The sequence below is a fragment of the Mesorhizobium sp. B2-1-8 genome, from assembly GCF_006442545.2.
In the GTDB taxonomy this organism is placed as follows: domain Bacteria; phylum Pseudomonadota; class Alphaproteobacteria; order Rhizobiales; family Rhizobiaceae; genus Mesorhizobium.
Map to the genome: position 1 here is coordinate 98,699 of NZ_CP083952.1, position 19,210 is coordinate 117,908.

Annotated in this window: 19 protein-coding genes; 14 read left to right on the plus strand and 5 right to left on the minus strand. The window is 64.2% G+C overall.

Features of this window, described 5'->3' with window-relative positions; translation table 11 throughout:
* Positions 1 to 62 precede the first annotated feature (62 nt).
* From FJ970_RS00475 to FJ970_RS00520, 10 genes are all read left to right on the plus strand, one after another.
* Positions 63 to 1,070, plus strand: a complete 1,008-nt coding sequence (locus tag FJ970_RS00475) for an ABC transporter permease (RefSeq protein WP_140757947.1) — start codon at positions 63 to 65, stop codon at positions 1,068 to 1,070.
* Positions 1,063 to 1,911, plus strand: coding sequence for an ABC transporter permease (locus FJ970_RS00480; protein WP_140757948.1), 849 nt, complete (start codon positions 1,063 to 1,065; stop codon positions 1,909 to 1,911). The genes FJ970_RS00475 and FJ970_RS00480 overlap by 8 nt, the downstream gene beginning before the upstream one ends.
* The gene (locus FJ970_RS00485) at positions 1,908 to 2,786 is read left to right on the plus strand and encodes an ABC transporter ATP-binding protein (RefSeq protein WP_140757949.1); all 879 of its coding nucleotides are present in this window, start codon (positions 1,908 to 1,910) and stop codon (positions 2,784 to 2,786) included. The genes FJ970_RS00480 and FJ970_RS00485 overlap by 4 nt, the downstream gene beginning before the upstream one ends.
* Positions 2,779 to 3,609 carry an ATP-binding cassette domain-containing protein gene (locus FJ970_RS00490; RefSeq protein WP_140757950.1) on the plus strand — a complete coding sequence of 277 codons (831 nt, stop codon included), beginning with the start codon at positions 2,779 to 2,781 and terminating at the stop codon, positions 3,607 to 3,609. Before FJ970_RS00485 ends, FJ970_RS00490 begins: the two co-directional genes overlap by 8 nt.
* 197 nt (positions 3,610 to 3,806) lie before the next feature.
* Positions 3,807 to 6,101 (plus strand): bifunctional salicylyl-CoA 5-hydroxylase/oxidoreductase, encoded by a 2,295-nt coding sequence (locus FJ970_RS00495; RefSeq protein WP_140757951.1) that lies wholly within the window; start codon positions 3,807 to 3,809, stop codon positions 6,099 to 6,101.
* A complete protein-coding gene (locus FJ970_RS00500; RefSeq protein ID WP_140757952.1) occupies positions 6,098 to 6,868 on the plus strand; it encodes an SDR family NAD(P)-dependent oxidoreductase in 771 nt (256 codons plus the stop codon). The genes FJ970_RS00495 and FJ970_RS00500 overlap by 4 nt, the downstream gene beginning before the upstream one ends.
* Complete coding sequence (locus FJ970_RS00505) at positions 6,862 to 7,332, plus strand: MarR family winged helix-turn-helix transcriptional regulator (RefSeq protein ID WP_140757953.1); 471 nt, start codon at positions 6,862 to 6,864, stop codon at positions 7,330 to 7,332. The genes FJ970_RS00500 and FJ970_RS00505 overlap by 7 nt, the downstream gene beginning before the upstream one ends.
* Positions 7,329 to 8,141 carry an enoyl-CoA hydratase family protein gene (locus FJ970_RS00510; protein ID WP_140757954.1) on the plus strand — a complete coding sequence of 271 codons (813 nt, stop codon included), beginning with the start codon at positions 7,329 to 7,331 and terminating at the stop codon, positions 8,139 to 8,141. The genes FJ970_RS00505 and FJ970_RS00510 overlap by 4 nt, the downstream gene beginning before the upstream one ends.
* Before the next feature lie 231 nt (positions 8,142 to 8,372).
* A complete protein-coding gene (locus FJ970_RS00515) occupies positions 8,373 to 9,521 on the plus strand; it encodes an acyl-CoA dehydrogenase family protein (RefSeq protein WP_140757955.1) in 1,149 nt (382 codons plus the stop codon).
* 77 nt (positions 9,522 to 9,598) lie between these two features.
* Complete coding sequence (locus FJ970_RS00520; RefSeq protein ID WP_140757956.1) at positions 9,599 to 9,994, plus strand: RidA family protein; 396 nt, start codon at positions 9,599 to 9,601, stop codon at positions 9,992 to 9,994.
* Positions 9,995 to 10,017: 23 nt separating this feature from the next.
* On the opposite strand, the gene FJ970_RS00525 is transcribed toward FJ970_RS00520, so the two are convergent.
* Positions 10,018 to 11,109 carry an LLM class flavin-dependent oxidoreductase gene (locus FJ970_RS00525; protein WP_140757957.1) on the minus strand — a complete coding sequence of 364 codons (1,092 nt, stop codon included), beginning with the start codon at positions 11,107 to 11,109 and terminating at the stop codon, positions 10,018 to 10,020.
* A 121-nt stretch (positions 11,110 to 11,230) separates the two neighbouring features.
* Here FJ970_RS00525 and FJ970_RS00530 point away from each other — a divergent pair, with 121 nt between their 5' ends.
* From FJ970_RS00530 to FJ970_RS00545, 4 genes are all read left to right on the plus strand, one after another.
* Positions 11,231 to 12,007: an HpcH/HpaI aldolase family protein gene (locus FJ970_RS00530; RefSeq protein WP_140757958.1), complete on the plus strand. Its 777-nt coding sequence runs from the start codon at positions 11,231 to 11,233 to the stop codon at positions 12,005 to 12,007.
* A 419-nt stretch (positions 12,008 to 12,426) separates the two neighbouring features.
* The gene (locus FJ970_RS00535; protein WP_140757959.1) at positions 12,427 to 13,224 is read left to right on the plus strand and encodes an ABC transporter substrate-binding protein; all 798 of its coding nucleotides are present in this window, start codon (positions 12,427 to 12,429) and stop codon (positions 13,222 to 13,224) included.
* A gap of 158 nt (positions 13,225 to 13,382) precedes the next feature.
* On the plus strand, positions 13,383 to 14,057 hold the full coding sequence (locus FJ970_RS00540; RefSeq protein ID WP_127870695.1) for an amino acid ABC transporter permease: 675 nt from the start codon (positions 13,383 to 13,385) through the stop codon (positions 14,055 to 14,057).
* 182 nt (positions 14,058 to 14,239) lie between these two features.
* Positions 14,240 to 15,451, plus strand: coding sequence for a cysteine desulfurase-like protein (locus tag FJ970_RS00545; protein ID WP_265336226.1), 1,212 nt, complete (start codon positions 14,240 to 14,242; stop codon positions 15,449 to 15,451).
* Between the two features lie 117 nt (positions 15,452 to 15,568).
* Here FJ970_RS00545 and FJ970_RS00550 read toward each other — a convergent pair whose 3' ends face one another.
* From FJ970_RS00550 to FJ970_RS00565, 4 genes are all read right to left on the minus strand, one after another.
* On the minus strand, positions 15,569 to 16,399 hold the full coding sequence (locus tag FJ970_RS00550) for a dipeptide ABC transporter ATP-binding protein (protein ID WP_140757961.1): 831 nt from the start codon (positions 16,397 to 16,399) through the stop codon (positions 15,569 to 15,571).
* Positions 16,396 to 17,253 carry an ABC transporter ATP-binding protein gene (locus FJ970_RS00555; protein ID WP_127278114.1) on the minus strand — a complete coding sequence of 286 codons (858 nt, stop codon included), beginning with the start codon at positions 17,251 to 17,253 and terminating at the stop codon, positions 16,396 to 16,398. The genes FJ970_RS00550 and FJ970_RS00555 overlap by 4 nt, the downstream gene beginning before the upstream one ends.
* 2 nt (positions 17,254 to 17,255) lie before the next feature.
* Entirely contained in the window at positions 17,256 to 18,110 is an 855-nt protein-coding gene (locus FJ970_RS00560; RefSeq protein WP_181178453.1) for an ABC transporter permease subunit, read from the minus strand.
* A gap of 70 nt (positions 18,111 to 18,180) precedes the next feature.
* Positions 18,181 to 19,188: an ABC transporter permease subunit gene (locus FJ970_RS00565; RefSeq protein ID WP_140757963.1), complete on the minus strand. Its 1,008-nt coding sequence runs from the start codon at positions 19,186 to 19,188 to the stop codon at positions 18,181 to 18,183.
* Positions 19,189 to 19,210 lie beyond the last annotated feature (22 nt).

Consider the following 19,210-nt stretch of genomic DNA (forward strand, 5'->3'; position numbering starts at 1 on the left):
TCGCCAATGACGGCGCGCATTTTCCATCGGGCATACGAGCCCAAGGGCTCCTGAAGATTTAAATGCTCCTGCAACGATTCCTGATCCGTCTGCTGACGATGCTGATCACGCTGTTCGGCGTGGCCGTCGTCGTATTCGTGGTCATCCGCGTCGCGCCCGGCGACCCGATCGCCATGATGCTGCCGCCCGGCGCCACCAGTGACGACATCGCCCGGCTGCGCGCGCTCTACGGGCTCGACAAAACGATCGTCGAACAGTTCTTCATCTGGCTGTCCGGTGTCGCCAGAGGCGATTTCGGCACCTCGATCTCGCTGCGGCAAGACGTGCTCGGCCTCGTCTTCAACCGGCTTCCGGCAACGCTGGAGCTTGCCATCGTCGCGCTTGTCATGGCGGTGGCGATCGGCGGCACGACGGCGATACTCGGCGCGCGCGAACGCGGTACGGCGGTCGAAGCCGGCATCGACATCGCCAGCGGTGCAGCGCTTTCCATCCCCGATTTCCTCTGGGGCCTGGTGTTGATCCTGCTCTTCGGCGTGCTGGTGCCGATCTTCGACATTTCGGGCCGCGTGTCGCCGCAACTCGACCTGCCCTTCGTCACCCAGTTCTATTTGTTCGAGAGCCTGCTGCGGCTGCGCTTCGACCTGACCTGGGATCTCTTGAAACACATGCTGATGCCGGCGATTGCCCTGGCGCTGCCGCTCGCGGCAATCATCTCGCAGCTGTTGAAACAATCGCTGAAGGAAGTGCTCGACCTCGACTACGTCGTGCTGGCGCGGGTCAAGGGTTTTTCGGAAACGCAGGTCATCCTGCGCGAGGCGCTGAAGAACGCCGCCCTGCCGACACTGACCCTGGTCGGCGTGCAATTCACCTTCCTCATCGGCGGCACGGTCATCGTCGAACGGCTGTTCTCCTATGAGGGCCTCGGCAACATGGCGATCGACGCCGTCATCAACCGCGACCTGCCGCTGATCCAGGGCATCGTGCTGGTCTTCGCGCTGCTGTTCGTGCTGATCAACCTTGCCGTCGACATGATGTATGCGCTGCTCAATCCGAGGCTGCGCCGTGGATGAGGCACGCATCTCGCGACGCGGATTGAGCCCGAGGCTGTGGCTGGCCGGCGGCTGGCTCCTCATCGCGCTCTTGGCGGCGATTTTCGCGCCGCTGGTCGCGCCGCAGGATCCGCTGGCGCAGGATTTAATGCTCGAACGTCTGCCGCCGTTCTGGCTCGATGGCGCCGAGCCGGGTTATTGGCTCGGCACCGACAGCCTCGGCCGCGACCTGCTCTCGCGCCTGATCTTCGGCGGCCGCATCGCCTTCATCGTTGCTTTCGTGGCGGCCATCGCCGCCTGCGTCGTCGGCTCGACGCTTGGGCTGATCGCTGGCTATTTCGGCGGCTGGGCGGACCGGATCATCTCGCGCATCGTCGACATCTGGATGGCGTTCCCGCCTGTGCTGTTCGCCATCCTGCTGGTGGCCGTGCTCGGCACCGGCTTGAGCTCGGTCATTCTCGCCATCGCGATCATCGACTGGACGCGCTTCTGCCGGGTCATTCGTGCCGAAGCCATGGGGCAGTCGCGCATGGACTATGTCGAGAATGCCCGCATCGCCGGCTACGGCCGCATCGGCATCATGCTGCGCGAGGTGCTGCCCAATGTAGTGCCGTCTATCGTGGCGCTGCTGTCGCTGGAAATGGGCATCGCCGTCATCGTCGAGGCGATCCTGTCCTTCGTCAATCTGTCGATCTCGACCGACGATCCGACCTGGGGCGGCATCATCGCCGAGGGCCGGCTGTCGATCCATCAGGCCTGGTGGGTGCTGGTTTTCCCGCTGATCATGCTCATCCTCACCGTGCTCTCGTTCAGCCAGTTCGGCGAAGCGCTGAAGACGCGTTTCGATCCGGTTCTGCGATGAGCGCCTGTCTCGACATCGCCAATCTGAGCGCCGTGCTGGCCAACGGCCAGCGCGTGCTGCGCTCGGTATCGCTCTCAGTGCAGCCCTGCGAGGTGCGTGCCCTGGTAGGCGAAAGCGGCGCCGGCAAGACGATGATCGGCAAGGCGGTGCTTGGCGTCCTGCCATCGAGTGTGCGCATCGTCGAAGGCGATATGCGGCTCGAGGGCGAAGACCTCGGCAAACTCCAGCCCAAGGCGCGGCGCACGCTGATCGGCGCGCGCACGGCGCTGATCCCGCAGGACCCGCTGACCGCGCTCAACCCGTCGCGCCGCATCGGCCCGCAGATGACCGACCGGCTGGTGCGCATCCTCGGCTGGAGCGGCGACAGGGCCGACCGGCGCATCCGGCAATTGCTGGACGAGGTGCAGATCCGCGACCCCGACCGCGTGCTGAAGAGCTATCCGCACGAGCTGTCCGGCGGCATGCGCCAGCGCGTGCTGATTGCCGCCGCCTTCGCCGCCGAGCCACGGCTGATCGTCGCCGACGAGCCGACCACGGCGCTCGACGTCACCGTGCAGAAACAGATCCTTCGGCTGATCGCCGCGTTGCAGCGCGAGCACGGCACGGCGATCCTGTTCGTCACCCACGATCTCGGCGTCGTCGCCAAGATCAGCCAGAAAGTGTCGGTGCTCTATGCCGGCAAGGTGGTGGAAGAGGCCGACACCGCTGATCTCTTCGCAGCACCACGGCACCCCTACACCCGGGCGCTGATGGCTGCGACGCCGCGCTATACCGATCCGTTCGCTTCGCTGAAACCCGTGGACGAGACGGTACTGGCCGGACTTGCGGCCGAGATCGCGGCAGCCGACCGGGCCTGGAGGCGTCCGCATGGCTGAGCCGCTGTTTTCCGTGCGCGGGCTGAAGGTCGCGCTGCCCGACATGACGCGCAAGCCGCTGATCGGCCGCGCACCGCTGGCCGAGATTCTGAAAGGCCTGGACTTCGACCTGCCCAGCGGCTCGGTGACGGGCATCGTCGGCGAATCCGGTTCGGGAAAATCGACGCTTGGCCGTACGCTGGTGCGGCTGTTGGAGCCGAGTGTCGGCAGCATCCGGTTCGAGGGCCGCGACATCACCCATCTGCCGGAAGCGGCACTGCGGCCACTGCGCCGCGACCTGCAGATGATCTTCCAGGATCCGATGTCGTCGCTCAACCCGCGCCGCACCATTGCCAGCATCATCGCCGCGCCGCTCAAGCAGAACGGGCTTGGCGACAATCTGAAGACGCGTGTCGCGGAGGCCCTGCAACGCGTCGGCCTGCCGCAAAGCTTCGCCACCCGCTACCGCCACGAACTGTCGGGCGGCCAACGCCAACGCGTCGGCATCGCACGCGCGCTGGCGCTGTCGCCGAAATTCGTGCTGGCCGACGAGATCGTCTCCGGGCTCGACGTCTCGACGCAGGCGCAGATTCTCACCTTGCTGGAGAAGCTTGCCGCGGAGATGGGCCTGACGGTCGCCTTCATCAGCCACGACCTGTCGGTCATCCGGCGGCTCTGCCAACAGGTGATCGTCATGCGCGAGGGCAGGATCGTCGAGGCGAACGCCACCGACGCGCTGTTCGACGATCCCAGGGAGACTTACACGCGAGACCTGCTTGCCGCAATTCCGCTTCCCGAGATCGACGCGGACTGGCTGCGGCCGCCCGGGAAGGCGCCGGCATAGACTGTCCATCCCGCACGGTGCTTGCCGCGATCCTGTTCGGCTCGATGGGAGCGGCCTCGGCGGATACGCCTGAAGGTCGTCACGGCAAGCGCGCGACCCACGTCCGCATAATCATTTCGACATAAAACTTTAAGCTTGAAATATCTTGCCGCCGGCGCGATACTCGATATGCAGCAAGCGAAGAGGAGAGCGCACGGATGAAGGTTGCGGTTCTCGGCGGCGGACCAGCCGGCCTCTACTTTGCCATTTCAATGAAGCTGAGGGACGCCGCGCACGAGGTGACGGTTTTCGAGCGCAACCGCGCCGACGACACGTTCGGCTGGGGCGTCGTGCTGTCGGCCGAGACGCTCGACAATCTTGCGAAGAACGATCCGGTCAGCGCCGTCTGGATCAAGAAGCATTTTGCCTATTGGGACGACATCGCCGTCATCCATGACGGCGTGCGCACGGTCTCGTCAGGCCACGGCTTCTGCGGCATCGGCCGCAAGCGCCTGCTGGTTCTCTTGCAGCGCCGCGCCCGCGAACTCGGCGTCAAGCTGATGTTCGAAACCGACATCGCCGATCCAAAACCCTATATGGAGACGCATGACCTGGTCGTCGCCGCGGATGGGTTGAACTCCAGGGCGCGCAACAGCTTCGTCGATGTCTTCAAGCCCGACATCGACACGCGCAAATGCAAGTTCGTCTGGCTCGGCACCAACCAGAAATTCGACGACGCCTTCACCTTCATCTTCGAAAGGACCGAGCATGGCTGGGTGTGGGCGCACGCCTACCAGTTCGACAGCGAGACCGCGACCTTCATCGTCGAGTGCAGCGAACAGACCTGGGCCGCCTTCGGCTTCGGCGCGATGACGCAGCAGGAGTCCATCGCGGTGTGTGAGCGCATCTTTGCCAAACATCTCGGCGGCCACGCGCTGATGACCAATGCCAATCACATCCGTGGCTCGGCCTGGATCAACTTCCCGCGCGTGCTGTGCGAGCGCTGGTCGTACAAGAATCTGGCGCTGATGGGCGACGCGGCGGCCTCGGCGCATTTTTCGATCGGCTCGGGCACCAAGCTTGCCCTGGAAAGTGCGGTGGCGCTGGCCGACTATGTCGAGACCGAACCGGACCTCGAGGCCGCGTTCCGCAAATATGAGGATGCCCGCCGCACCGAGGTGCTGAAGCTGCAGTCGGCGGCGCGCAATTCTCTGGAATGGTTCGAGGAGGTCGAGCGCTATCTCGGCCTCGACCCGGTGCAGTTCAACTATTCGCTTTTGACCCGTTCGCAACGCATCAGCCACGAGAATCTGCGGCTGCGCGATGCCGAGTGGCTGGGCGGCGCGGAAGAATGGTTCCAGCGCCAGGCCGGCGCCGGCGGCAACAGGCTACGTCGGGCGCCGATGTTCGCGCCCTTCAAGCTCCGCGACATGGTCCTCAACAATCGCGTCGTCGTTTCGCCGATGGCGCAGTACAAGGCCGTCGACGGCTGCCCGACCGACTGGCATTTCACCCATTATGCCGAGCGCGCCAAGGGCGGCGCCGGCCTGGTCTATATCGAGATGACCTGCGTCAGCCCGGAAGGGCGCATCACGCCCGGCTGCCCCGGCTTCTACGCGCCCGAACATGAGGTGGCCTGGAAGCGACTGGTCGACTTCGTGCATACCGAGACCGAGGCGAAAATCTGCGCCCAGATCGGCCATTCCGGCGCCAAGGGTTCCACCCGAGTCGGCTGGGAAGGCACCGACGTGCCGCTGGTCTCGGGCAACTGGCCTGTCATGGCGGCATCGGCCGTTGCGTGGTCGCCTGAGAACCAAGTTCCGAAGGCGATGAACCGCGCCGACATGGATTTGGTGCGCGATCAATTCGTGGCCTCAGCCGAGATGGCCGATCGCTGCGGCTTCGACATGCTCGAAATCCACGCCGCGCACGGCTATCTGCTGTCGTCGTTCATCACGCCGGTCACCAACCGGCGCACGGACGCCTATGGCGGTCCGCTGGAAAACCGCATGCGCTATCCCCTCGAAATCTTCCACGCGGTGCGCGCCGCCTGGCCGGCGGGAAAACCGATCTCGATGCGCATTTCGGCCAATGACTGGGTCGGCATCGAAGGCGTGACGCCGGCAGATGCCGTCGAGATCGCGCGGATGCTGCACGAGGCCGGCGTCGACATCTGCGACGTTTCGGCCGGCCAGACTTCTGTGTTGGCAAAGCCGGTCTACGGACGCATGTTCCAGACGCCGTTTTCGGACCGCATTCGCAACGAGGTCGGCATGGCGACGATGGCGGTCGGCAACATCTTCGAGCCCGACCACGTCAATTCGATCCTGATGGCCGGCCGCGCCGATCTGGTGGCGCTGGCGCGGCCGCATCTCTCCGATCCCTACTGGACGCTGCATGCGGCGGTGACGCTCGGCGACCGTGGCGTCAAATGGCCGGATCCCTATCTGCCCGGACGCGACCAGCTCTACCGGCTGGCCGAGCGCGATGCGGCCGCGGGGCTGAAAGTATGACGGCCGCGACAATCTCCGGCAAGCATGCGCTGGTGACCGGCGGCGGCTCCGGCGTCGGCCGGGCCATCGCGCTCAATTTGGCCGAGGCTGGTGCCGACGTGACCATATGCGGGCGCCGCGAAGCTGAACTCGTCAAGGTTGCCGGCGAAAACGGCCGCATCCATGGCATTGTCGCCGACGTCACCGATGAGGTGGCGATGGCCTCGCTTTACCAAACGGCGGAAACCGCGCGCGGACCGTTCGACATCGTCGTCGCCAATGCCGGCATGGCCGGCAGCACGCCGGCGCACAAGACCTCGCTGGCCGACTGGCAGCGAACGCTCGACGTCAATTTGACCGGGGCCTTCCTGACGGTGAAGCCGGCGCTGGCCGGCATGGCCGCGCGCAAGGCAGGACGGATCGTCTTCATCGCCTCCACCGCCGGTCTGAAAGGCTACGCCTATGTCGCGCCTTACGTCGCGGCCAAGCATGGCGTTGTCGGCCTGATGCGGGCGCTTGCCGCCGAGACGGCGAAATCCGGCGTCACCGTCAATGCCGTATGTCCGGGCTTCGTCGAGACCGACATGCTGGAAGAGTCCATCCAGCGCATCATCGAGAAGACCGGCCGCTCGGCTGGCGAGGCGCGAGCCAGCCTCGTCTCGACCAATCCGCAAGGCCGTTTCATCCAGCCGCAGGAAATTGCCGAAGCCGTGCTGTGGCTGTGCGGCGACGCGGCGGCGTCGATCACCGGACAGGCGATTTCTATCTCGGGAGGTGAAACATGGTAGCCGGCCCCCTGCCCGTGCCATCGGGACCCGGCAAGGACCGGTTGCGTCTTTGGATAAGGCTGCTGCGGGCTTCACGCACGATAGAGGCCGAGCTGCGCGAACGGCTAAAGAAGGAATTCGATACGACCCTGCCGCGCTTCGATGTGATGGCCGCGCTTTACCGGGCGCCGGAAGGCATGCTGATGAGCGACCTGTCGCGCTTCCTGCTGGTGTCCAACGGCAATGTCACCGGCATTGTCGACCGGCTGGTGTCGGAAGGACTTGTCGCCCGCGCGCGCCGCAATGGCGACCGCCGCACCTCCATGGTGCGGCTGACCGACGAAGGCACGAAGTCCTTCGCCACCATCGCCGCCGCGCATGAGGGTTGGATCGGTGAATTGCTGGGCAAGGTCAGCGATGAGGATGCGCGCCGGCTGACCGGCATGCTGACCTCGTTCCGCAGCAACTGGGAGGGACGCGAATGACTGCAATGGCCGGCCTGAAGCCGAAGCATTTCCTGTGGGAGGTCGAGGGCAGGATCGCCAAGATCCGGCTCGACCGGCCGGAGCGCAAGAATCCGCTGACTTTCGACAGCTATGCCGAGCTACGCGACACGTTCCGCGACCTCGTCTATGCCGACGATATCGACGCCGTGGTGTTCCTGTCCAATGGCGGCAATTTCTGCTCCGGCGGCGATGTCCACGACATCATCGGTCCGCTGGTCAAGATGGACATGAAGCAACTTCTCGCCTTCACCCGCATGACCGGCGATTTCGTCAAGGCGATGCTCAATTGCGGCAAGCCGATCATCGCGGCTGTCGACGGCGTGGCGGTCGGCGCCGGCGCCATCATCGCCATGAGTTCGGACATTCGCATCGCCACGCCGGAAGCCAAGACGGCGTTCCTGTTCACACGTGTCGGCCTTGCCGGCTGCGACATGGGCGCCTGCGCGATCCTGCCGCGCATCATCGGCCAGGGCCGCGCCGCCGAACTGCTCTACACCGGCCGCACCATGACGGCTGATGAAGGCGAGCGCTGGGGGTTCTACAACAGGCTGGTCGATGCCGCGGCTCTGGAGGCCGACGCGCTGGAGATGGCGGCCCGCATCGCTTCCGGCCCGACCTTCGCCCATGGCATCACCAAGACGCAGCTCAACCAGGAATGGTCGATGGGCCTCGACCAGGCGATCGAGGCCGAAGCGCAGGCGCAGGCGATCTGCATGCAGACGCGCGATTTCGAGCGGGCGTACCTGGCTTTCGTGGCCAAGGAAAAGCCGGTGTTCGAGGGAAATTGAGGATGGGCGTTCTATCGGAGACGTTGGCGGGACAGCGCCCCCCTCTGTCCTTCCGGACATCTCCCCCTCTAGGGGGGAGATTGGCTGTCACGTATGCTTTCGCAAACCGCCAACGTCGCAGAAAGGGCGCCGCTGCCGACACTGCCAATCTCCCCCCTAGAGGGGGAGATGTCCGGCAGGACAGAGGGGGGCGCCGTAGAGCACTAATCTTGAAGTACCGCGGAGGCACCCATGCCTGACCGTTCCTTCCTCGCCTGGCCCTTCTTCGAAGACCACCATCGCGACCTCGCCGAGCACCTAGACACGTGGTGCGCGAAAAACCTGCCCGTCGATCATCATGACGTCGATGCCGCCTGCCGCGAACTGGTGGCGAAGCTCGGCAAGGACGGCTGGCTGAAGCCGACGGCGCTCGACATCGACAATCCGGGACCGCTCGACGTGCGTACCTTGTGCATCACGCGCGAGACGCTGGCGCGCCATGATGGGTTGGCAGACTTCGCCTTCGCCATGCAGGGGCTCGGCACCGGCGCGCTCAGCCTGTTCGGCACGCCGGACCAGCAGCAATGGCTGGCAAAGACACGCGCCGGCCAGGCGATCTCCGCCTTTGCCCTGTCGGAGCCGCGCTCCGGATCCGATGTCGCCAACACCGAGATGACAGCAACGCGTGACGGCGACAGCTACGTTCTCACCGGCGAGAAGACCTGGATCTCCAATGGCGGCATCGCCGATCTTTATGTTGTCTTTGCCCGCACGGGAGAGGCACCGGGCGCCAAGGGGCTTTCGGCCTTCATCGTGCCGGGAGACGCCAAGGGCCTCGGTATCGCCGAACGTCTCGAAGTCATCGCGCCGCATCCGCTGGCGCGGCTTTCGTTCGGTCAGGTCCGGCTGCCTGCCTCTGCGCTGATCGGTAGGCCGGGCGACGGTTTTCGCATCGCCATGTCGGTGCTCGACGTGTTCCGCTCGACGGTCGGCGCGGCGGCGCTCGGCTTTGCCCGCCGCGCGCTCGATGAAAGCATCAAGCGCGTCGCCGAGCGCAAATTGTTCGGCGCGCCTATGGCCGAGTTGCAGATGGTGCAGGGCCATGTCGCCGACATGGCGCTCGACGTTGATGCGGCGGCGCTGCTGGTCTATCGCGCCGCCTGGACCAAGGACATGGGTGCCGCGCGGGTGACGCGCGAGGCGGCGATGGCCAAGCTGTTCGCCACCGACAAGGCTCAGGAGGTGATCGACAAAGCGGTGCAACTGCATGGCGGCGACGGTGTCCGCAAAGGCCACATCGTCGAGAGCCTGTATCGCGAAATTCGCGCACTGCGCATCTATGAGGGAGCATCGGACGTCCAGAAAGTGGTGATCGCGCGGCAAGTGATGGGCGCGGCCTGAACAGGTCGCGTTGACGGATTGGATTGTTTTGAAACGCGGATATTGCGGACCCGATATTGGATAGGCGGAGAGACGACATGCACGAGATCCTGCAGCCGGAAGGCTGGGCAAAACCGGTCGGCTACGCCAATGGCGTGGCGGCGCGCGGCAGGCTCGTCTTCGTCGGCGGACAGATCGGCTGGAACGGGCAGTGCCAGTTCGAAACCGACGATTTCGCCGGCCAGGTGCGGCAGACGCTCCAGAACATCGTCGCGGTGCTGGCCGAGGCCGGCGCGGAGCCACGGCACATCACCTCGATGACCTGGTATTTTACCGACAAGGCCGAATATCTCGGCAACCTCAAGGGGATCGGCGAGGCCTATCGCGAGGTGATCGGCCGACATTTTCCGGCCATGGCCGCCATGCAGGTGGTGGCGCTCGTGGAAGACCGCGCCAAGGTGGAGATCCAGGCGACCGCCGTCGTTCCGGAATAAAGAATTCGTCTCTCCGGAATATTTTATTCGCGAAGTCCGGCCTGCCTCAGCAAGGGCAGCACGTGGTCGCAAAAATAGGGCAATTCCTGCGTATAGTTGACGAAGGACAGGGCGATACCTTGATAGCCGTGCGCGGCAATGGCGGCCATCTCGGCGGCAATCGTCTGCGGCGTTCCAACCAGCGGATAGGTGCCGGCGCCGCCGGCGAAACGCTGGCGGTAGCGGTCATAGGCATGCGGGTCGTGCGACTGCGAGAATTCCTTCTTGCCGGCCATATGCGCATCGACCGCCTCGTGGTCGGCCAGATCGACGGCATATCTGTTATAATAGGCCTGTGCCTCTTCCATGGTCGGGCGGCAGACGACATGGGCCACGGTGTAGACGCCGACCTCGCGGCCCACCTTGTCGGCCCGCTCGCCGATGTCGGCGACATGCTTGCCGGCATCGCCCATCTCGGAAAAGGTCGTGAACAGATAGTCGCATCTGGCGGCGGCGAAATCGCGGCCCGGGCCGCCGAAAGCGGCGTTCATGGTCACCGGGCGCGGAACCTGCAGGCTGGCCGGCCGGCTGACCGCCTGGGTGAGGTGATAATAGGTGCCTTCATAGTCGAGCGGCTCCGCCGACGCGTAGAGCTTTTCCAGGATTTCGATCCATTCGGCCGCCTGGTCGTAACCCTTCTCGACCAGCGGCGTGCCGAACATGCCGAATTCCTTCGGGTTCCAACCGCAGACGATGTTCAAACCGGCACGGCCCTGGCTGATGTGGTCAACCGTCGCCAGCGCCTTGGCGGCATAGAGCGGATGCACCAGGGGCACATGCACGGTCATGAACAGACCGATCCGGTCGGTGGCCACGCCGAGCGCCGCCGCCCATGTGAAGGTCTCGAACGACCGCTCGCGTACCTTGTTGCGGCCGCCAAAGCCGCGCCAGCGGGCGATCGGCAGCAGGAACTCCAGCCCGGCGCGGTCGGCGATCTGGGCGGCCGTCAGATTGTCCTGCCAGCTTGCCGTCCAGCGCTCCGGCACATCCGATATGGCAAGGCCGCCATCGGCGTTGGTCGAGAAGACCCCAAGCTTCAGTTTGTTGGAGCCGTGCAACGGATGTGCCTTGTTCATGTCGCGACCTCCCGGCGAAGATCGCACGCTACGGCTCCGCGAAAATATTTCAAGCATGAAATAGCTTCGCCTCGCGCTGGTTTGCCGATATGAATTTGGCGGGATGAAAAAGGGGATCGGCATGAGCGAGTTCCGCCAGAAATGCATCGGCAAGACCAGCCTCGTCGGCTCCTTCGCCGCCATTCCTCACCCCGTCGCGGTCGAATTGCTGGCGCTGTCCGGCCTCGATTTCCTCTGCATCGACTGGGAGCATGCCCAGATTTCCCGCGACATGGTCGAGAGCATGGTACGCGCCGCCGATGTGCATCGCGTGCCGGCGATGGTGCGCGTTCCCGGACATGCGCCCGAAGCCATCCAGGCGGCGTTGGACAGCGGCGCGCAAGGCGTGCTGGTGCCCCGCGTCTCAACACCGGCGCAGGCGGCGATGGCGGTGAAAGCGTCCCGCTATCCGCCACGAGGCGAACGCGGCGTCGGACCCGGCCGCGCGGCCGGTTATGGTTATCGTATTCCCGAATATCTTGCGGGCGCCAATGAGCGGACCATCGTCGCGATCCAGGTCGAAACTTCTGAAGGGCTGGCCAACATCGAGGCGATCGCTGATGTCGACGGCGTCGACGTGATCTTTGTCGGCCCCGGCGATCTCTCCGTGTCGATCGATGCGATCGGACCGAAGGGCGCCGACAAGCTCACGGATGCGATCCGCAGGATCATCGGCGTGACGATCGCGCACGACAAGACCTCCGGCATATTTTGCGCCAGCCCGCAGACTGTCGGCCAATGGGCAGCCGTCGGCGCCAGCTTTTTCGTCCTGGCCAGCGACACGATGTTTCTCGGTGCGGGCGCCGCGGCCAACCATGCCGCTGCCCTGGCCGAACTGGCGCGGGAAAACCCGCGCTAGCGCCCAGCCGAGGGCAAGCCGAGCAACTTTTTTAAGCTTAAAACTTTTGCCTTGAAAACCGCGGCACTTTGGATAAGCATTCAGGATCAACGGCCGCCGTCGGGCTGGAGGGTTTCCGGGCATTTCATCATTCTGCTCCGGGTAGGAGAGGTTTCAGTCCTTGTCGTTTGTGCTGCCCCAGTCATCGTCCAGTGCACGCTACGCCTGTGATGCGTGCGCCCAGGAACCCGCATACCGAGACCATCGCCAACCTTGCCGCGCGCATGAATGCCTACGCGACGGTGACCAGATTGCGGCCACGCTCGAGCCCATGGTCGCCATCATGAATTGACGCCCCGCTGGGAGGCGGGACGGCAACAAACCGTGCGGGGCAGCCCGCCCGATCAACAACCAGAGGGAACACCCCAGAGGGACCACCAATGAACCTGACCCGTCGCAATCTCATCCTTTTCGCAGCGGCAATCGGTATCGGCGCCGGGCCGGCAACCGCCTATGCCGCCGATGTGCTCAATGTCGGCGCCTACCCGACCAACCCGCCCTTCGAATACAAGAACGAGAGCGGTACCTTCGAGGGTTTTGAGGTCGACATCGTCAACGAGGCGGCCAAGCGCGCCGGCATGACAACAGACATCGCCGATCTCGGCTTCCAGGCACTGTTCGCCGCGACCACTTCCAAGCGCATCGACGTCGCCATCTCCTCGATCACGATCACGCCGGAGCGGCTGAAGTCGCAGTCGTTCACCCAGCCCTATTATGATTCCGACATGGGCATCGCCACCAAGACCGACAGCGCGGTCAATGCCGAGGCCGACCTCAAGGGCAAGATCGTCGGCGTGCTCTCGGGCTCGACCGGCGAGACCTGGGTCAAGGCGCACCAGGACGCCGACGGCTTCAGCGACGTGAAGGGCTATGACACGCAGCAGAACCTGCTGCTCGACCTCAGCGCAGGCCGTGTCGACGCCGCCGTCAGCGACATTCCCGGCATGGAATATTCCTTCACCAAGATGAAGGACCTGAAGGTCAAGCAGCGCATCAAGACCGGCGAGCAGTACGGCCTGATGATGACCAAGGATCATCCGCTGCTCGGCAAGCTCAACGACGCGCTGAGCGCGATGAAGAAGGACGGTACGCTGGCCGCCATCCACAAGAAGTGGTTCGGCAGCGACGCCCCGGCCGATTCCTCGACCGTCAAGGAAATGCCGCTGCCCAAGGCCTGAGCCGCGATCGACAGGACGGAAGGCGTGCCGGCTCCGAAAGGGTCGGCCGTTTTCACGCATAACCTTCCCGGGACCAGCATCCGTTCGGCAAGGCCGATCTCGATCCCGGGTCGGGCTCTCTGGCGTCAGATGACGCAACACCGTTCGGGAATGCTCCGATGTCGCTGATCGACACTTTCTTCAACGCAGACGTCATCGCGTCGAGCCTGCCGGCGCTGCTGCGCGGCTTCCTGAACACGCTGCTGCTCGGCCTGCTCAGCATCGGCATCGGCATTCCCATCGGCCTGGTGATCAGCCTGTTGCGACTCTATGCGCCGAAGCCGCTGCGCTGGCTGGCGGTCGGCTACACCGACATCTTCCGTGCCTTGCCGGTCCTAGTCGTGCTGATCCTGATCTACTATGCGCTGCCTTTCCTCGGCATTCGCCTGTCGTCCTGGGCTTCGGCGGTGACCGCGTTCGCCATCATCATGTCGGCCTATTCGGCCGAAGTGTTCCGCTCCGGCATAGAGAGCATTCCGCGCGGCCAGTTCGAGGCCTCGCAGGCGCTCGGCCTGCCGTTCCTTTTGACCTTGCGCAAGGTGGTGCTGCCGCAGGCGGTGCGCGTCGTCATCCCGCCGATGACCAGCAACTGCGTCTCGATGTTCAAGGACACTTCGCTGGCCTCAACCGTGGCGCTGCCGGAACTGCTGAAGGAAGCGACCAACGCGCAATCGCTCTACGCCAACCCCTCGCCGCTGATCGGCGCGGCACTCGTCTATCTCATCTTCCTTTGGCCGATGGTTCGTCTCGTCAGCCTGCTTGAAGCCCGCTTCAAGGACGAGAAGGCCCGCTAGAGCGGTTCAGTGTTCGTTGGAATCACCGAACCGCTCTAACTCTTTGTTTTCACGCAATTCCGGACGGAAAACCGCTACGCACTTTTCCTGGAATTGCTCTAGCCACCACAATCACTTCGCAGGAGATATTCTTGAGCAATCCCCAGGCCACCGGCGGCTTTCCCGTCGACACCATCCGCGCCATGTTCCCTGCCCTGCAGCGGGCCGGCGATTTCATCTTCATGGACAATGCCGCCGGCGCGCAGATCCCGCAGAGCGTGCTCGACGCGGTGACCAACCACCTGGTTTCGCACAATGTGCAGCGCGGCGGCCGCTATGGCCGCAGCGTCACCGTCGACCAGTCGGTCGCCGATGCTCGGACAAGCGTCGCCTTGCTGATCAATGCCTACAGCCCGGCGGAAATCTGCTTCGGCATGAACGCCACCTCCTTCATCCGCCTCGTCAGCCTCGGCATCGGCCAGATGCTTGCAGAGCGCGATGAAATCGTCATCACCGACATGGACCATGATGCCAACATCGCCACGTGGCTGGCGCTGGAATCCGCCGGTGCCAAATTCAAGTGGTGGCGCATGCGCGAGGACGGCAATCTGCATGTCGACGATTTGCGTCCACTGGTCTCCGACCGCACCCGCCTCATCGCCTGCACGGTGACCGCACACTCGATCGGTTCGATCGTCGATGTCGCTTCGGTGGCCAAAATCGCGCATGCCGCCGGCGCCGAAGTGTTCCTCGACTGCGTGCACTACGGGCCGCACGGGATGATCGACGTGCAAGCCTGGGACTGCGACTACCTCGTCTGCTCCGGCTACAAGAACTTCTCGCCGCATATGGGTTTCCTGTGGGGCCGCTTCGAAACGCTGAAGCGCCTGCCGACCTTCCGCGAGGACTTCATCCCCAACGAGCCGCCCTACAAGGTCGAGGCCGGCACCTTCATCTATGAGAACGTGTCCGGCATGGATGCCGCCGTACAGTACCTGGAACTGATCGGCCGCAATCTCGCGCCGTCCAACAACCGCTCGCGGCGCGAGAATATCGTCGCCTGCATGGGCGCCATCCGCGACTATGAGCTGGTGCTGGCGCGCGAGATGATGAGCGTGCTGAAGAACTGCGGCGCGACCATCTACGGCGTCGCCGACGAAGCCCGCATCAACGAGCGCGTGCCGACCTTCTGCTTCAACATCGGCAAGCTGTCGCCACAGCGGATCGTCGAGGAAATGGCCGAGATGCAGATCGGCATCCGCGACGGCCACATGTATGCGCCCCGCCTGATGAAACGCCTCAACCTGTCGATGGACAGCGGCGCCATCCGCGCCTCGCTGGTGCATTACAACACGGTCGAGGAGATCCACAAGTTCGGCGAGGCGCTGCGCGCCATCATCGCCAAGCTGCAGTGACCTCAGACCTTTGGTCGGAACCTCTCCGTGGGAGTCGCGGCCCCCTCGACGTCGTCATCCTATGGCGAAGCAAGGAGCGAAGCGACGCGGCGCAGACCATAGGATGACGAAGAGACGTCAGGCCGCCTTCTTCTTCGCCAACCTCGCCTTGATCGAGGCGACGTCGGCTCGCGGCGTGGCGGCGAACAGCGTCCTGGTGTAGCTGTGCTTGGGGTCGGCAAAGACCTCGTCGCGCGAGCCGTATTCGACGGCCTCGCCGAAATACATCACCATCACGTCGTCGGCGATGTAGCGCACCACGGAGAGGTCGTGGCTGATGAAGACATAGGTCAGCTTGAATTCGTCCTGCAGGTCGGCGAGCAGGTTGAGCACCTGCGCCTGCACCGAGAGATCGAGCGCGGAGACCGGCTCATCCAGCACCAGCAGGCTAGGGTTGAGCATCAGCGCACGGGCTATGGCGATGCGTTGGCGCTGGCCGCCCGAGAACATGTGTGGATAGCGGTTGTAGTGCTCGTGGCCGAGGCCGACCTTCTTCAGCATCTTCATGGCGAGGTCGCGCCGTTCGGCGGCCGGCTTGTCGGTGTTGATGAGCAGCGGCTCGCCGAGCACGTCGCCGATCTTCTGGCGCGGGTTCAGCGAGCCATAAGGGTTCTGGAAGACGATCTGCACCTTGCGGCGCATCTCCTTCGTCAGTCCGCCCTTGGCGATGTCGACCTTGTTGCCGTCGATGAACAATTCGCCCGACGTCGCGGGATCGATCAAGGTGATGATGCGGGCGAGCGTGGACTTGCCGCAGCCGCTTTCGCCGACGATGGCGAGCGTCTTGCCCTTGTCCACCGTGAAGGAGACGCCCTTGACCGCATGCACGGTGCGCGGTCCGCTGAACAGGCCACCGCCGATATGGTAGTCGCGAACGATGTTCTTGCCTTCGAGGACCGTGGTGCTCATGCGGAGGCTCCCGCTACCGAGGGGGCCGGCTCGAACAGCATGTCGGAAACGGTCGGCAGCCGGTCGCCGACGGCGTTTTCCGGCAACGCCGACAGCAGCGCGCGCGTGTAGTTGCTCTTCGGCGATTCAAACAGCGACAGCACGTCGGCCTCTTCCATCTTGCGGCCCTTGTACTGGACGATGACGCGGTCGGCGGTCTCGGCCACCACGCCCATATTGTGGGTGATCATGATCAGGCCCATGCCGTATTTGGCCTGCAGCGAGACGAGCAGATCGAGGATCTGCTTCTGGATGGTGACATCGAGCGCTGTCGTCGGCTCGTCGGCGATCAAAAGCTTCGGATTGCAGGCAATGGCGATGGCGATCATGACGCGCTGGCACTGACCGCCGGACATCTGATGCGGAAACGAGCTCAGCCGTTCTTCCGGATCGGCAATACCGACCAGCTTCATCAGTTCGATGGCGCGGGCGCGGCGCTGTGCTCGGTCCATGCCCATGTGGAAGCGCAGCACTTCCTCGATCTGGAAGCCGACCGTGAAACACGGGTTGAGGCTTGCGATCGGCTCCTGGAAGATCATCGAGATGTCCTTGCCGACGATCTTGCGGCGCTCGGACGGGCTGAGCTTCAACAGGTCGACGCCGTCGAAGGCCATGCGGTCGGCCTTGACCGTCGCGGTGTTGGGCAACAGCCCCATGACCGCCAGCATCGACACCGACTTGCCGGAGCCGGACTCGCCGACGATCGCCAGCACCTCGCGCGGCTCGATCGAAAGGTCGATGCCTTGCACGGCCATGAATGGCCCGGCGGCGGTGTCGAAGGAAACGGTGAGGTTCTTGATCTCGAGCAGGGACATGCTCACGACCTCTTCAGCTTGGGGTCGAGGGCGTCGCGCAGGCCGTCGCCGATCAGGTTGATGGCAAAGACGGTGATCAGGATGGCGAGGCCCGGGAAAGTCACCACCCACCAGGCGCGCAGGATGAACTCGCGCGCTTCGGCAAGCATGGTGCCCCATTCCGGTGTCGGCGGCTGGGCGCCCATGCCGAGGAAGCCGAGTGCTGCAGCCTCGAGAATGGCGTTGGAGAAGGACAGCGTCGCCTGCACGATCAGCGGCGCGATGCAGTTGGGCAGGATGGTGACCAGCATCAGCCTGACATGGCTGGCGCCAGCGACCTTGGCCGAGACCACATATTCGCGGGTCTTCTCCGCCATCACCGCGGCGCGGGTGAGCCGGGCAAAGTGCGGCTGCAGCACGAAGGCGATGGCGATCATGGCATTGACGAGGCCGGGGCCGAGCACCGCGACCAGCACCAGCGCGAGCAGCAGCGACGGGAAGGCCAGGATGATGTCCATGATGCGCATGATCAGCGTGTCGACCCAGCCGCGGCAGTAGCCGGCAAGCAAGCCGAGGATGACGCCGGAGATCAGTGCCGTGGTGACGACGACGAAACCGATGGCGAGCGAGAAGCGCGAACCGTAGATAAGGCGCGAAAGCATATCGCGGCCGACGGCATCGGTGCCGAGCAGGAACTGCGCGTTGCCGCCCGCCTGCCAGGCCGGCGGCGTCAGGAAGAAGTCGCGGAACTGATCGTCCGGCGAATGCGGGGCGAGCAGCGGCGCGAAGATGGCGACAAGGATCAGCAGGGCGAAGACGACGAGGCCTATCACCGCGCCCTTGTTGATGGAAAAATAGTGCCAGAATTCGGCGAACATCTGCAGCCGCGCGTCCCGCGGTTCGACGACGGTCGCGGCTTCGATGGTGGCTGGGCCTTCATTGGTCATGTCAATTCGCCCGGATACGCGGGTTGATGACGGCATAGAGCACGTCGACGATAAGGTTCACCGACATGACGATCAGCGCGATCAGAAGCAACCCGCCTTGCACGGTGAAATAGTCGCGCTTGGAGATGGCGTCGATCATCCACTTGCCGATGCCCGGCCACGAAAAGATGCTCTCGGTCAGAATGGCGCCGGTGAGCAGCGTGCCGACCTGCAGGCCGATGGTGGTGACGACCGGGATCAGCGCATTGCGGAAGGCATGCAGGCCGATGACACGGCGCGGCGCCAGGCCCTTGGCGCGCGCGGTGCGAACATAGTCCTCACCCAGCACTTCGAGCATGGCCGAGCGTGTCTGCCTGGCGATGACCGCCAGCGGAATGGTGCCGAGCACGATGGTGGGCAGGATGAGGTGCGACACCGCCGAGCGGAAGGCGCCCTTCTGGCCCGAGATGAGGGAATCGATGGTCATGAAGCCGGTCACCGGCTTGAAGAAGTAGAGAAGGTCTATGCGGCCCGAGACCGGCGTCCAGTGCAGCATGCCGGAGAAGACGATGATCAGCAGCAGCCCCCACCAGAAGATGGGCATGGAATAGCCGGCGAGCGCGGTGCCCATGGTCAGCTGATCGAACCAGGAGCCACGGCGGATCGCGGCGAAGATGCCGAAGGCGACACCGAAGATGACGGCGAAGATCATGGCGAAGATGGCGAGTTCGACCGTGGCCGGGAACCGCACCAGGAAATCCTTGAGCACCGGTGTCTTGGTGGAAAACGAGGTGCCGAAATCGCCGCTGAGGATGTTGGTCAGATAGGTCAGATACTGTTGCCAGATCGGCAGGTCGAAACCGAACTGATGCATCAGCGCCGTGTGGCGTTCGGGCGACAGGCCACGTTCGCCCGCAAGCACCAGCACCGGATCACCGGGCAGGATGCGCACGAAGCCGAAAGCGAGGATGGTTATCCCGATGAAGGTCGGGATGATGAGGGCGAGCTTGCCGAGGATGTAACGCAGCATGGCGGGCGAGGTGGGGCGGCGC

Bases quoted from the DNA above. Each gene is read 5' to 3' on its own strand.
- FJ970_RS00565 (WP_140757963.1), bottom strand. From the start codon at position 19,188: ATGCTGCGTTACATCCTCGGCAAGCTCGCCCTCATCATCCCGACCTTC.
- FJ970_RS00475 (WP_140757947.1), top strand. From the start codon at position 63: ATGCTCCTGCAACGATTCCTGATCCGTCTGCTGACGATGCTGATCACG.
- FJ970_RS00505 (WP_140757953.1), top strand. From the start codon at position 6,862: ATGGTAGCCGGCCCCCTGCCCGTGCCATCGGGACCCGGCAAGGACCGG.
- FJ970_RS00560 (WP_181178453.1), bottom strand. From the start codon at position 18,110: ATGTTCGCCGAATTCTGGCACTATTTTTCCATCAACAAGGGCGCGGTG.
- FJ970_RS00510 (WP_140757954.1), top strand. From the start codon at position 7,329: ATGACTGCAATGGCCGGCCTGAAGCCGAAGCATTTCCTGTGGGAGGTC.
- FJ970_RS00490 (WP_140757950.1), top strand. From the start codon at position 2,779: ATGGCTGAGCCGCTGTTTTCCGTGCGCGGGCTGAAGGTCGCGCTGCCC.
- FJ970_RS00550 (WP_140757961.1), bottom strand. From the start codon at position 16,399: ATGAGCACCACGGTCCTCGAAGGCAAGAACATCGTTCGCGACTACCAT.
- FJ970_RS00555 (WP_127278114.1), bottom strand. From the start codon at position 17,253: ATGTCCCTGCTCGAGATCAAGAACCTCACCGTTTCCTTCGACACCGCC.
- FJ970_RS00500 (WP_140757952.1), top strand. From the start codon at position 6,098: ATGACGGCCGCGACAATCTCCGGCAAGCATGCGCTGGTGACCGGCGGC.
- FJ970_RS00545 (WP_265336226.1), top strand. From the start codon at position 14,240: ATGTTCCCTGCCCTGCAGCGGGCCGGCGATTTCATCTTCATGGACAAT.
- FJ970_RS00540 (WP_127870695.1), top strand. From the start codon at position 13,383: ATGTCGCTGATCGACACTTTCTTCAACGCAGACGTCATCGCGTCGAGC.
- FJ970_RS00520 (WP_140757956.1), top strand. From the start codon at position 9,599: ATGCACGAGATCCTGCAGCCGGAAGGCTGGGCAAAACCGGTCGGCTAC.
- FJ970_RS00495 (WP_140757951.1), top strand. From the start codon at position 3,807: ATGAAGGTTGCGGTTCTCGGCGGCGGACCAGCCGGCCTCTACTTTGCC.
- FJ970_RS00530 (WP_140757958.1), top strand. From the start codon at position 11,231: ATGAGCGAGTTCCGCCAGAAATGCATCGGCAAGACCAGCCTCGTCGGC.
- FJ970_RS00525 (WP_140757957.1), bottom strand. From the start codon at position 11,109: ATGAACAAGGCACATCCGTTGCACGGCTCCAACAAACTGAAGCTTGGG.
- FJ970_RS00515 (WP_140757955.1), top strand. From the start codon at position 8,373: ATGCCTGACCGTTCCTTCCTCGCCTGGCCCTTCTTCGAAGACCACCAT.
- FJ970_RS00485 (WP_140757949.1), top strand. From the start codon at position 1,908: ATGAGCGCCTGTCTCGACATCGCCAATCTGAGCGCCGTGCTGGCCAAC.
- FJ970_RS00535 (WP_140757959.1), top strand. From the start codon at position 12,427: ATGAACCTGACCCGTCGCAATCTCATCCTTTTCGCAGCGGCAATCGGT.